The following is a 13,192-nucleotide window of genomic DNA, read 5'->3' as shown; positions in this document are numbered from 1 at the left end:
TTCACATTTTTTTTAAACACGAATGACACACCAACAATTTTCAAAACAAAAAAACCGCAGAAAAAATCTGCGGTTCATATTGATAAATTTTATAAAAGTCTATTTAATAAATCCTTTGCTTTTCAACAGTGGTTTCAAATCAGGAGTTCTGCCGGTAAAGTTTTTAAACGCTTCATTTAGATCCATTGAATTCCCAACAGATAAAATGTATTTACGGAAACGGTCGCCGTTTTCACGCGTCATTCCACCATGCGTTGTGATCCAGTCCCACGCATCAGCATTCAGCATGTCGCTCCACATATAAGCGTAATATCCCGCAGAATAACCACCGCCCCAAATGTGTGCAAAATAAGGAGAATGGTATCTTGGCGGAACTTCTTTCAAATTAAAACCATATTTTGCCAGAACGGCTTTTTCAAATTCCAAAGTCGGTTTAAACTGGGAAGCGTCGGTTACAGAATGCCAGTTCATATCGATGGTTGCCGCAGAAACCAGTTCTGTTGTAGAATATCCCTGATTGAAAGTTCCTGCTTTTTTAATTTTATCAACTAAAGCCTGTGGCATCGGCTGTTTGGTTTGATAATGCAAAGCGTAATTTTTCAGTACAGATGGTTCCAACGCAAAAAACTCATTAATTTGAGAAGGAAATTCCACGAAATCACGCGGCACGTTGGTTCCCGAAATTGAAATGTATTTTTGGTCTGCAAACAATCCGTGCAGCGTATGTCCGAACTCGTGGAACATCGTGGTAACATCATCATACGAAATCAACGAAGGTTTTCCTTCCGCCGGTTTCTGATAATTAAAGACATTTACGATCACTGGTTTTTGACCTAATAAATGTGATTGCTCGACGAAGTTGCTCATCCAGGCTCCGCCGTTTTTGTTATTTCTGGTGTAGAAATCCAGATAGTAAATCGCGAGAGATTTCCCGTCACGGTCGAAAACTTCATAAGCCACAACATCGGGGTGATAAACAGGAAGGTCATTTCTTTTCTTAAAAGTAATTCCGTAGAATTTTTCTGCAGCGTAGAACACTCCTTTTTCTAAAACGGTTTTCACTTCAAAATAAGGCTTGATTTGATTTTCATCCAAATCATATTTTGCTTTTCTTACCTGTTCTGCGTAGAAATTCCAATCCCAGGGTTCTACGGTGAAACCTCCTTTTTGCTGGTCGATCAGTTTCTGAATTTCGTCGCTTTCTTTTTTCGCAGTTTCTACGGCAGGAGTTGCCAAACGTGCCAAAAGGTTCATTGCATTTTCGGGAGTTTTCGCCATCTGATCCTGAAGTTTCCATTCTGCAAAAGATTTTTTACCCATCAGATGTCCTTTTTCCATTCTCAGTTTTGCTTCTCTTTCCAGGATGCTTCTGGTGTCGTCCGCATCTCCTTTTTCAGCTCTGTACCAGGAGGCCTTGAAGAGTTTTTCTCTGGTTGCTCTGTTTTTCAAATTCTGAAGCAATGGCTGTTGCGTGGTATTTTGTAAGGCGAGTAAATACCCAGTTTTTCCGGCACTTTTCGCATCGGCAGCAGCGGCGGCGATTTCATCAGCAGAAAGTCCATCCAGTTCTTTCACATCGGTAATCAACAGGGCACCATCTTTTCTTGCATTTAACAGTTTGCTGGTATACTGCGTAGAAAGCGTGGCTAATTCTTCATTAACTTTCTTAACCTTCGCTTTGTTTTCAGGAGAAAGATTGGCTCCGGCGATTTCGAAATTGGTGGTATACAATTCCAAAAGTCTTTTTTCTTCGGAACCTAAATTTTCTTTTTTAATGCCTTTGATTCTGTTATACAATTTCTCATTCAGCATAATTTTATCGCTCAATGCCGAAAAAACGGGAGCATACACTTCTTCCAGTTTCTGTAAGGTGGGGTTGGTATTGGATCCCGTCAAATTATAAAATACAAGCTGTGCTCTTTTCAACACTTCACCGCTGTTTTCTAAAGCGACGATGGTATTTTCAAAAGTTGGAGCTGCAGGATTATTGGCGATATTATCTACTTCCACGATTTGCACTTTCATCCCATAATCAAATGCGGGTTTGAAATGTTCGTCCTTAATTTTATCAAATTCGGGAGCCTGATATTGCAACGGACTTTTTTTCATAAAAGGATTTGCTGCCAGAGTGGCATCCGGAACTGGAATTTCGGCAGGGGAAGCATTGGTGGTTTTCATAGTTGTACAGGCGGTTGTCATCGCCAAAGATGAAATTAAAAAAACAGATGTAATATTTTTCATTCGTAAATTGTTATTAAAGGATAAAGGTATTAATTTTTAGATATATCTTTAACATAACAAATCACTAATACCCCCAAACTATGAAAACAATTTCTATTTCTGCACTCGCCGCATTGCTAACCCTGTGTTCCTGCAACATCAAATCTGAGAATGGATTTCCTTTTAATCTGACCCCAAAAGAAGGAACCGGCATCCTCAAAACGCAGGAATATAAAATGTCTTTTGACGAAATTAAAGTTGCGCAGTCCATTAATGCAGAAGTACTAAAAGCGAACGAAGAAAAAGTCGTGATTACAGCTCCATCTGATATTTTAGATGATATTTTAGTGGAAAATAACGGCGGTAAACTGTACATCCACTTTAAACCAAATCTTAATATTTCAGCACGGAATATCACGGTGAAAATTTTTGCTAAAGATTTTAATACCATTAAAGCCAGCTCATCCGCAACGATAATCATTAAAGATAAATTCACCCAGGATAAAACCGATATTGGAGTTTCCAGCTCAGGGACGATTAAAGGAAATCTGGAAGCCAATGATTTATCGATTGACGTATCGAGTTCGGGAACCTATTCCGGAACGGTTTGGGCAGTAAATCTGGAATCTGAAGCGACTTCTTCCGGTGATATCATTATTGCCGGCAAAACAAAGAACGCTACTTTGAAAGCCTCCTCATCCGGTACCTTAAACGCCAAAAACGTCATCGCTGAAAATGCTGAAATCAGCGCATCGAGCAGTGGCGACGTAAGCCTTTCTGTTTCCAATCAGCTGAACGCTTCGGCAAGTTCGTCAGGAGGAATTGAAATTATCCGAAAAGGGAATCTAAACATCGTCAGCCAGAAAGAAAGCAGTGGTGGAAGTATTTCGATCCGATAAAAGTTTCGGTTTACTCCAAATAAAAATTCAGCTCTGAAATACCGGAGCTGAATTTTTGAGTTTCAAAAATAACAGGTGATTTTTCCTCAAATTAAAACAGCAATAAATACTCCATCAACAATGCTTAAAAAAACACGTTTCCTATTTCTTTTATGTGCAACTTTTTTCATTGTAAAAGCACAGGAAACCATTCCTTTCAGAATTACAAAACACAATAATATTATTGTAAAAGTTTTGGTGAATGACAAAGATTCTCTGGATCTCATGTTCCAAATTGCGATGGAAGACGCTTCAATCTCTCCGGAAAGAACAAGAAGAGCAGATCATATTCTATTTAAAGATGAAATAAGTGACGGCAACATTATAAAAATCGGAAATAAAAAGTACGAAAATATACGTTTTTTCGACAATGAACTGACAGGTCATGAGGCCGACGGAAAAATCGGAACGGGAATTTTTAAAGGAAAAGCTTTTAAGATTGATTATGACAACAATCGATTTGTGATTTACGACAAAATGCCGGATCTGAAAGATTATCAATCAATTCCGTTATTTTCAGAAAACGGACAGTTTTATATCGTTGCTGATAACATGATTGACGGTGAGCAAAAAGAGGTTTATTTCCTTTTACAATCAGGATATTCCGGCGGAGTGGTTTATAGCAATGAATTTGCAGACGGAAAAACATTAGATACAAAACTGAAAATAACGGGTGAAAAAATCATGAAAAATTCTGCCGGACAGAGTGTAACAACAAAACAGGGAATTTTACCATTTATGAGAGTTGGGAATTTTGTATTAAAAGATGTGACTGCAGGATTTTTTGTCGGAGATATTAAAACGCAAAAGCGAAATTATTTCGGAGCAGATTTATTAAAGAGGTTTAACTGGATTTTTGAGGCCGATAGAAATACAGTTTATATTAAACCGGGTAAATATTTTTATGAGCCTTATTATAAAATTAATTAAAAGTTACTTTGTTTTTAAAATCTTGATGAGTTACAAAAAGCAGCGTTTTAAAAACGCTGAAAAAATAAAAAGCCAACTGGAAAAGTTGGCTTTGTTGTTTAATTTATTGCGCAAAATTGAGCATACTACTTATAAAACTTTATTTTTCTTGGACAAAAGTTGCCTTCCACAAACAGAACATTCTACTTACCAACCGCCAGAAGCGCCGCCACCGCCGAAACTTCCGCCACCGCCGAAGCCGCCAAATCCGCCACCACCGCGGGAACCGCCGCCAAATCCGCCGCCACCAAAACTGCCTGGGAATGGGAAAAATCCACCGGGATAAATACTTCGTCCTCTTCGGGAGAGAATCACATCCTCGTCATCGCTATTACCGCCACCACCGCGGCCGCCATTTTTAAATAAAAAGCTAAGGATGATGAATACAAAAAAAGCAATCATTACGAGTTGGCCCGGGCTCAAACCTTTTTCACTGGAAGTATCTTTAACAATAGGTTTAAATTTTCCCTGAACAGCTTCCATCAACGCGGTTGTTCCGCGGTTGATTCCTTCGTACCACAACCCTTTCTTAAAATTTGGGGTAACGATATAATCCATAATCTGGCCGGCAACCGACGCAGTTAAATACTGTTCAACGGCGCGTCCCTGCTGGATCGACATGGTATGATCCTCGGTCGCGATAAGGAAAACAATTCCATTATCAATTCCTTTTTGGCCGATTCCCCATTTTTCACCATACATGGTCGCCAAATAATTCACATCTTCGCCACCGGTTGTGGGGATGATAATGACTTCAATTTCAGTAGAAGTTGAATCTGAAAATTTGATCAATTTCTGGTTGATCTCGTCTTTTTGTGCCTGAGTCAAAAGGCCAACCTGATCATAAACCGGATAAAGTATCGCTGGTTTTTCCGGAACTTTCTGGGCAAAAACAAAAATGTTTAAACCTAATAAAAGAAAAGCTAAAAAATAGTTACGAGAACGTAATCTCATTGGGAAGTTCATTTGGATTTTCTCCCACAATCGGGAAATATTTTTTCAGTTCGGTACCGGTTTCTACAATGGCTTTTTTCAAACTTTCGAAATACCGGCCTTTGGAAAATGCAGTTGTTAATTCATCATGCATCTGATCCCAGAATTTTTGGTGAACTTTTTTATGAATTCCTTCGTCACCGATGATGGTAAGATATTGCTGTTCAAAATTCACATGAAAAAGTACAGCATTTTTTTCAGCAGTCTGATCCTTACAAAGTCTTTTGAAAACTTCAAAAGCAATCTCTGCATTATTTCCTTCGGTGGTGGAATCGATATGAATCCTGATTTCTCCGGTGGATTGGTTTTCTGCTGTCTGAATGGCTTCTACCAGAGAAGCCATTTGATAATCTGTGAGGAAAGTATTCATCTAATTTGTAAAAACTTCTGGTGCTTTTTCTGCGCCAACTTCAGCTTTAAAATAAGGTTTCTCTTTAAAGTTCGTAAAATTGGCCAAAATATTATTTGGGAACGTTTTAATCGCCGTATTATAATCCTGCGCAGCTTCGTTATAATAGACTGTTTCGCTTCGGATGCTGTTTTCAATCGCCGTATATTCTCTTTGGAAATTAATATACTGCTGATCTGCCTTCAGATTGGGATAACTTTCTACCACGGCCATCAATCGGCTTAAAGAACCTGTAAGTTCCCCTTGAGCAGCTTGAAACTTCGCCATATCTCCTTCGGTCATATTGGTAGGATCTATGGTTATTGAGGTCGCTTTTGAGCGCGCTTCTATTACTTTGGTCAAAGTACCCTGTTCGAATTGCGAATAGGATTTTACCGTACGTTCCAAATTGGGAATCAAGTTTGCACGTTTCTGATAAACGGTTTCAACATTTGACCATTTTGTATTGACTGTCTGTTCTTTGGCAACAAAATTATTGTAGCCATTTTTGCCCCAGAAAAAAACCAGTACGGCAATTACAAGAAGAGCAATACCGATTGTTCCGGCGCTCATGCATCCTTTATTTCTCATAGTTTATTATTTTTTTTAATTTAAAGTGATACCCAAATATACAAATTATGTGCTAAATTTGTAAAAATTAAAATAAAATGATTACAATTGTTGTGGCAATGGGCTTAGACAATGAAATTGGTGCTGACAATCAATTGCTTTGGCATCTTCCAAAAGACTTGAACCATTTTAAAGAAATTACTTCCGGGCATCCCATTATCATGGGCCGCAAAACTTATGAAAGTATTGGCAAACCGCTTCCCAACCGCACGAATATTGTAGTCAGCAGAAAAAAAGACTGGTTCGAAGAAGGGATTTTGATTGTCGGCAGTATCAAAGAAGCCGTGAAATTTGCCAAGAAAATTGACGAGGAGGTTTTCATTATCGGCGGCGGAAATATTTATGAACAAACCCTTGAATTAACAGATAAAATCGAGGTAACTCTGGTAAAAACCAATATCAAAGCGGATACTTTTTTCCCCAAAATAAGTCCTAAAATCTGGAATAAAACAGAAGAGGTTTGTCATGGAAAAGACGACAAAAATGAGTTTGATTTCTGTTTTCAGACCTATGAGCGAAAAGTAAAATTAACTTAAAATTCAGGAATTCTACATAGACTTCAATTCTCGACACAAATTATTATCTTTGCACCACTAAATTTTAACAATGAATAAATACATAAAATTCGTCATCACAGCCATAATGATTGCCTGCGGAGTTTATCTGATGATGAACAGAAATATCGGCTGGGGAATCGTAGTGGTTATTTTATCTGCCATTCCTGTTTTGCTTTTCTTTAAAAACGAATATATTTTATTGGCATTTTGGTTTTTAAGAAAACAGAATATGGTAAAAGCCTCAAGTTGGCTTGATAAAATCACCAATTATAAGTCGCAGTTGCACAGGACTCAGTATGGTTATTTTCATTATTTACAGGGACTTACTTTGGCACAGGACAATCCGTCGAAGGTAGAACCATTTATGAGAAAAGCCCTGGAATATGGTTTGAATATGAAACATGACCGCGCCATGGCCACCTTGAATATTGCAGCAGGAGCGATGCAGAAAGGAAGACGCCAGGAAGCGAAAAACCTACTGGAAGAAGCAAAAAAATTAGATACTGCAGGAATGATGACCGACCAGATTAAAATGATGAAAGATCAGCTGAAAATGCCGTCAATGCAGAAACACATGCATAATCCAAATATGCGGAACAGAGGAAAATTCTCTTAATAGAAAATAATTATTTAAGGTAAAGTAAGAAAGTCTGAGTTATTTCAGACTTTTTTTATGGGGAATTGTGAGCGCAGGAAAGGGCTGTTTATAATCCGTTTGACTGAATTTCATGAAACTCTTTATGACGGAAAGAACAGTTGCTGCTTTTTGAAAAACAAACTGAATGGTATTTTAGCCCCGATCGCAGTGGCATCCTTTTTCTTTTTTGGAAAAAAAAGGAAAAGATAGAACGGAGAGCGGGACCGGTATTTCTGAGAAAACCTGCTCTTGTTGCTCCTAAAAAACACAATAACACTTACATTTCCGAATTATTATCTACCCCGTAAAATTTCGGTATCTGCCACTGGTATTTAATCGATAATGTTCGGATGGCAACAATCAGAAATATGGTGGAAATCTGTACAAAAGCGTAAGAAAGTGCCGTGTACTTCACCAACATCAAAAATATACCGCCGCCGACAATACAGGCTGTTGCGTAAATTTCTTTCCGGAAAATCAGTGGAATTCTGTTCAGTAAAATATCGCGGGTAATTCCCCCAAAACATCCTGTAATCGTCCCTAAAGTAATACAGATCAAAGGATGCAGATCGGCATTCATCCCTTTCTGAATTCCAACAATGGTGAAAAGCCCCAGCCCAAAACTGTCGAAAATAAAAAGGGTGACCTTGAACTTTTTTTCTAGTGACTTGAAAATCATAGAAACAATACAGGTAACGAAAATTACCGAGCATATCACCATATCGTGCATCCAAAAAATGGGAACGCCGAGCAACAAATCACGGATCGTTCCGCCGCCGACAGAAGTGACAAAGGCAATGATGAGCACACCGAAAGGATCCAACCGCTTCTGCATCGCAGCAAAACTGCCCGACATCGCAAATGCAATAGTGCCCAATATTTCAATGGCTAATGTAAAGTTTTCCTGAACCATGTTTTTTTAATGAGAATGGGTAAAAGGTAATGAAAAAACTCGATTATTAAAGCCAATTATTTGAAAGTTTCTTTTTGTGACGGCTTATAGCATTACAATTTTATCATCTTCTATTTTTAAATAATTTAATCTTCATTTGGCTTTTGGAAAGGTCTCAACTTGACCCTAATTACTTCTTATGAACACGCACCGCTTCCGGAACCAGGATTTCATAATTGCCTTCAAAGGTGATGATTTCACGGACGATGCTGCTGCTGATAAATGATTTGCCGGAAGAAGTCAATAAGAATATCGTTTCAATCATATTGTCTTTGGTCAATTCCCGGTTGGTTTGGGCAATGGCTTTCTCGAACTCGAAATCTGCTGGGTTTCTTAGTCCGCGCAAGATGAAATTTACATTTTTGCTCCGACAGTAATTGATGGTTAAACCCTCAAAATGATCAACTTCGATATTGGGAAATTTCTCAAATGATTTGCGGATAAACTCCATTCTCTGCTCCAGAGAGAACATGTATTTTTTCTGTGAATTTTGTCCGATCGCGATAATTATTTTATCAAATAAAGGATAAGCCCTTTCGACAATATCATAATGACCAAGCGTGATAGGATCGAATGAACCTGGGAAAACAGCGACTCTCATAGATGAATTTAGATTTTGAATGATAAAATTTTAGATGAAAAATAATTTTAAATCTAAAATAAAAAGGTTTTATTTAATTTTTCGCTAATGCTTTTTCTACTTCATTCCCACACAGATCTTTAATGGAAATCCCATAAATAGCAGCCTGTTGCGGCAAAATGGATGCCGGTGAAAATCCAGGATTGGTATTCATTTCGAGCATATAAGGAATTCCCTTCATAATGATGAATTCACTTCTTGAGAATCCACTCATTCCTAAGGCTTCATACGCGCGTTTCGAAATCTCTTCTACTTTTAAACGGGTTTCATCATCAATTCTGGCGGGAGTAATTTCTTCGGAAGCGCCTTCATATTTCGCTTCATAATCGAAAAACTCTTTGTGAGGAACAATTTCGGTAATTCCTAAAACAATGGTTTCATTATTGAAATCAACAACGCCCACTGAAACCTCCATTCCATCGAGGAAACTTTCAATTAAAATTTCTTCGTCTTCAGCAAAAGCAAATTCCAGTGCTTTCTTTAATTCTGATTGTTCTTTCACTTTCGAAATTCCCAGAGAGGAACCCGACTGATTCGGTTTTACAAAAAGCGGCAAGCCTAATTCTTTGAGGATTTCATCCTCCTTAATTTCTTCACCATGCCTTAAATAAATACTTTTCGCCGATGGAATTCCGTATTTTGAAAGAACGGCTAAGGTATCTTTTTTATTAAAGGTTAAGGCACTCTGATAAAAATCACAACCCGTATATTTTTGACCGATGGTATTCCAATACGCCTGAAGTTCGCCGTTCTCGCCAGGTCTTCCGTGGATAATATTAAAACAGGCATCAAACTTCACCTGAAATCCAATGCTTAAACTTACCGAAAAATCTTCTTTATTAATGGGGGCTTTTTCCCCACGGTCGTCCAGAAAGTACCATTCATCTTTTAAAATGACTACTTTATATACATTATAAAGGTCGCGGTCCAGAGAATCGAAAATCAACTGACCACTTTTCAGGGATACTTTATATTCATCAGAATATCCGCCCATCACGACGGCCACATTTTTTTTGCTCATGAGGTAAAACTAAGGAAGCAAAATTAAGCAAATTGTTTAAACACCACGGTCATAATTACAAAATTTATATCATTCATTAAAATTAAGGAACTGACAAAAATGAGGTTTTAACTGTTTCCTGTACTGTTAAAAAGTCGTAATTTTGAACCCTATGAAAAGATGGTACCTCTACCCTTTTTCCCTGGGTTATCATTTGGCAACTGCCATTAGAAATACAATGTATAACTGGGGAATCTATAAATCGACCACATTTAAAACTCCGATCATCAATGTCGGAAATCTTTCCGTGGGTGGCAGCGGAAAATCGCCGATGGTCATGTATATCGCCGACTTACTTTCCAGACATTACCGGACAGGCGTACTGTCGCGCGGTTACGGAAGAGTAACGAAAGGATACGGAATTACCAACTACGACAGCAATTACAAAACGGTAGGTGATGAAGCAATGCAGCTTTTTGAAAGATTTAAAAACCGTTTTGTTATCGGCGTTTCTGAAGAAAGAGTTCCCGGTGCAAAAAAGATGATCGCCGACATGGATTTAAATGTCTTATTACTGGACGACGCTTATCAACACCGCGCCATAAAACCTGGCTTTAATATTTTGATGACGGATTATAATGATCCTTATTTTAAAGACTTTCTTTTACCTGCAGGAGATTTGCGGGAAAGCAGAAGCGGCGCAAAACGTGCCCAAATCATTATGGTTTCCAAATGCCCGGAAGATTTGACTGACGAAAAAAAACAATATTACATTTCGAGAATCAAACCTCAACATGACCAGAACGTTTTCTTTTCGAGTATTGGTTATGATGAAAATGTGTATTCCAGGGACAAAATGCTTCCTGATAATAATCTGGATTACTATGACATTTTATTAATTACCGGAATCGCCAATCCAAAACCTTTGCTGAAACATTTATCTCGTTTTTCAAAAAAGGTAAAGCATTTAAAATTCCGGGATCATCATAATTTTACCGATCAGGACATTAAAAATATTATTGCAGAATATAAAAAACTCGGCGAATATAAACTCATTCTCACCACCGAAAAAGACTACGTAAGACTGAAAACTTTTGATTATCTTAGAGATCTTGTTTACTATTGGCCCATCAATGTGAATATTGACCGAAAGGAAGATTTTAATCAAATCATTTTAGATTATGTTAGAAAAAATTAAAGAGACTGCTGGTTTCATTAAAAACATCATTCAGGACACCCCCGATTTTGCAATCGTTTTAGGTTCCGGTTTAGGAAAACTGAAAGACGAAGTGGAACCGATTCATATTTTAGAATATCCTGAAATCCCGAATTTCCCCCAAACGACCGTCGCCGGACATGGCGGACAATTAATTTACGGAAAACTTGAGGGTAAAAAAGTGCTGATGATGAGCGGCAGATTTCATTATTATGAAGGGCACAATATTCAAACCATCGTTTTCCCTTTCCGGGTTTTTCATTTATTGGGAATTAAAAATCTGATTTTATCGAATGCTGCCGGTGGCGTAAATCCCGCATTCAATGTTGCCGATGTAATGATTATTAACGATCATATCAACATGATGCCGGAACATCCGCTGCGTGGAAAAAACTTAGACGAACTCGGCCCACGGTTTGTGGACATGAGCGAGCCGTACAACAAAAAGATGATTGAAGTCGCTTTAAATGTTGCCAAAGACTTAGGCATTAAAGCGCATCAAGGTTGCTATGTCGCGTTGCAGGGGCCAACTTTTGAAACACCGGCAGAATACGGAATGATAAAAGCCATCGGCGGTGACGCTGTTGGAATGAGCACCGTTCCGGAAGTAATCGTCGCTAAGCATCAGGGTATGGATTGTTTCGGGATTTCCATTATCACTGATGTGGGCGGACCGGATATCGCTTTCACGGTTTCGCACGAAGAAGTTCTGCAGGCCGCCGATAAAGCAATGCCAAATGTCATTAAAATTGTAAAAGGTTTGGTGAAAAATTACAACGCTTAATTTTTCAGCATACAAATAGAGAAACGCATCTTTTCGGGATGCGTTTTTTGTTTCAAAATCAGTAGAATCAAGCACAAAATGCGGAAAGATACATCAAAATAAATCGGTGCACATTTTACTTTTACTGCACTCTCCCCGATACCAACCTGCACTGTATGCTGACTGTATACTGACTGTATGCTGACTCTTAAGGCAGGATGATTTCTGTATGACCAATTAATCCTAAATGATTGACTTTTTTAATGATTTGAGTTCTATAATTAAGAATATCAAACCATTAAGTTTTGGATTAAGAAATGCAGAACATTAAGATTCTCTTCGATAATAGAAAACATGCAACTTTTTTAGTCTTTTGAAAAACTTAAAAAAAGAATAAAACTTTTGTTCCTTTTGCGGTTAAAAAAAATCACCTAAATCTATTTCACCTTCACATAAATATGCCGAATATTATTCACGCCGGTTTCGCGTTCATCAATTTCAATCTTGCCGATACTTTTAATCAAAGGTAAAAGTTTTGGAAAACCGAAATTCCGCGGATCAAAGTCCGGTTTCTTTTTGATGATGAAACTGCCGAGATTCCCGAGGAAAGTCCAGCCGTCTTCGTCTCCCAGATCGTTAATACTTTCCGTAATTAATTTAATGGTTCTGCCGTCAACTTTACTGAGCGGTTCTTTTTTTCGTTTTGGTTTTTCCGTTTTTTTAGTGACTGTATTTTCAGACTCTTTTTCGGACTCCTCTGTATCGTTTAAAATCTCGAGATAAATAAATTTATCGCAGGCTGATATAAATGGTTTCGGTGTCTTTTTTTCGCCAAATCCGATCACATTCATTCCGGCTTCCCGAAGTCTTGTCGCCAGTCTCGTAAAATCGCTGTCGCTGGAAACGATGCAAAAACCATTGACCTTTTCGGAATACAAAATATCCATCGCATCGATAATCAAGGCACTGTCGCTGGAATTTTTTCCGGTCGTATAACTGTATTGCTGGATTGGAGTAATTGCATTTTCAAGCAAAACATTTTTCCATCCCGAAACAGTGGGCTTGGTCCAGTCGGCATAAATTCTTTTGATGGTTGGCGTTCCATTTTTGGAAATTTCCTCCAGCATTTCCTTTACATTCTTGTACGGAACATTGTCCGCATCGATGAGTACTGCTAATTTATCGTCTGTCATATTAGTTTTATTTTTTTTAAGTCTATAATTTGTTGCTGCCTATATCCAAATTTACACCATTTTTTCTTAAAGCCATAATAATTAATGGGGATGCCA

At 38.1% G+C, this 13,192-nt stretch carries 14 protein-coding genes; 6 read left to right on the top strand and 8 right to left on the bottom strand.

Features of this window, described 5'->3' with window-relative positions; genetic code table 11:
- Positions 1-99 precede the first annotated feature (99 nt).
- Complete coding sequence (locus NBC122_RS06490; protein ID WP_133439605.1) at positions 100-2,241, bottom strand: M3 family metallopeptidase; 2,142 nt, start codon at positions 2,239-2,241, stop codon at positions 100-102.
- 80 nt (positions 2,242-2,321) lie between these two features.
- Between NBC122_RS06490 and NBC122_RS06485 the strand changes: the two genes are divergently transcribed.
- Both NBC122_RS06485 and NBC122_RS06480 read left to right on the top strand, forming a co-directional pair.
- Positions 2,322-3,119 carry a head GIN domain-containing protein gene (locus NBC122_RS06485; RefSeq protein ID WP_133439604.1) on the top strand — a complete coding sequence of 266 codons (798 nt, stop codon included), beginning with the start codon at positions 2,322-2,324 and terminating at the stop codon, positions 3,117-3,119.
- Positions 3,120-3,239: 120 nt separating this feature from the next.
- Positions 3,240-4,088, top strand: a complete 849-nt coding sequence (locus NBC122_RS06480; protein WP_133439603.1) for a pepsin/retropepsin-like aspartic protease family protein — start codon at positions 3,240-3,242, stop codon at positions 4,086-4,088.
- Positions 4,089-4,274: 186 nt separating this feature from the next.
- Here NBC122_RS06480 and NBC122_RS06475 read toward each other — a convergent pair whose 3' ends face one another.
- From NBC122_RS06475 to NBC122_RS06465, 3 genes are read right to left on the bottom strand one after another with little or no spacing between them, the layout of a single operon-like run.
- Positions 4,275-5,081, bottom strand: a complete 807-nt coding sequence (locus tag NBC122_RS06475; protein WP_133439602.1) for a TPM domain-containing protein — start codon at positions 5,079-5,081, stop codon at positions 4,275-4,277.
- Complete coding sequence (locus NBC122_RS06470; protein ID WP_133439601.1) at positions 5,062-5,490, bottom strand: TPM domain-containing protein; 429 nt, start codon at positions 5,488-5,490, stop codon at positions 5,062-5,064. Before NBC122_RS06470 ends, NBC122_RS06475 begins: the two co-directional genes overlap by 20 nt.
- A complete protein-coding gene (locus tag NBC122_RS06465; RefSeq protein ID WP_133439600.1) occupies positions 5,491-6,099 on the bottom strand; it encodes a LemA family protein in 609 nt (202 codons plus the stop codon). It lies immediately after the preceding gene.
- 77 nt (positions 6,100-6,176) lie between these two features.
- Between NBC122_RS06465 and NBC122_RS06460 the strand changes: the two genes are divergently transcribed.
- Entirely contained in the window at positions 6,177-6,674 is a 498-nt protein-coding gene (locus NBC122_RS06460) for a dihydrofolate reductase (protein WP_133439599.1), read from the top strand.
- 70 nt (positions 6,675-6,744) lie between these two features.
- Positions 6,745-7,311, top strand: a complete 567-nt coding sequence (locus tag NBC122_RS06455) for a DUF2892 domain-containing protein (RefSeq protein ID WP_133439598.1) — start codon at positions 6,745-6,747, stop codon at positions 7,309-7,311.
- Positions 7,312-7,609: 298 nt separating this feature from the next.
- On the opposite strand, the gene NBC122_RS06450 is transcribed toward NBC122_RS06455, so the two are convergent.
- The 3 genes from NBC122_RS06450 to NBC122_RS06440 form a co-directional block, all read right to left on the bottom strand.
- On the bottom strand, positions 7,610-8,245 hold the full coding sequence (locus NBC122_RS06450) for a trimeric intracellular cation channel family protein (protein ID WP_133439597.1): 636 nt from the start codon (positions 8,243-8,245) through the stop codon (positions 7,610-7,612).
- Positions 8,246-8,414: 169 nt separating this feature from the next.
- Complete coding sequence (gene coaD / locus NBC122_RS06445; protein ID WP_133439596.1) at positions 8,415-8,885, bottom strand: pantetheine-phosphate adenylyltransferase; 471 nt, start codon at positions 8,883-8,885, stop codon at positions 8,415-8,417.
- A 73-nt stretch (positions 8,886-8,958) separates the two neighbouring features.
- On the bottom strand, positions 8,959-9,945 hold the full coding sequence (locus NBC122_RS06440; RefSeq protein ID WP_133439595.1) for a D-alanine--D-alanine ligase: 987 nt from the start codon (positions 9,943-9,945) through the stop codon (positions 8,959-8,961).
- Between the two features lie 151 nt (positions 9,946-10,096).
- Between NBC122_RS06440 and lpxK the strand changes: the two genes are divergently transcribed.
- Together lpxK and NBC122_RS06430 are read left to right on the top strand one after the other, a co-directional pair.
- On the top strand, positions 10,097-11,122 hold the full coding sequence (gene lpxK, locus NBC122_RS06435; RefSeq protein WP_133439594.1) for a tetraacyldisaccharide 4'-kinase: 1,026 nt from the start codon (positions 10,097-10,099) through the stop codon (positions 11,120-11,122).
- The gene (locus tag NBC122_RS06430) at positions 11,106-11,924 is read left to right on the top strand and encodes a purine-nucleoside phosphorylase (RefSeq protein ID WP_133439593.1); all 819 of its coding nucleotides are present in this window, start codon (positions 11,106-11,108) and stop codon (positions 11,922-11,924) included. Before lpxK ends, NBC122_RS06430 begins: the two co-directional genes overlap by 17 nt.
- Before the next feature lie 416 nt (positions 11,925-12,340).
- Here NBC122_RS06430 and NBC122_RS06425 read toward each other — a convergent pair whose 3' ends face one another.
- Entirely contained in the window at positions 12,341-13,096 is a 756-nt protein-coding gene (locus NBC122_RS06425; protein WP_133439592.1) for an NYN domain-containing protein, read from the bottom strand.
- Positions 13,097-13,192: the final 96 nt, after the last annotated feature.

The sequence above is a fragment of the Chryseobacterium salivictor genome (assembly GCF_004359195.1).
GTDB classification, from domain to species: domain Bacteria; phylum Bacteroidota; class Bacteroidia; order Flavobacteriales; family Weeksellaceae; genus Kaistella; species Kaistella salivictor.
The sequence above is the reverse complement of the archived record's forward strand: the minus strand, read 5'-3'. Positions and strand labels throughout refer to the sequence as shown.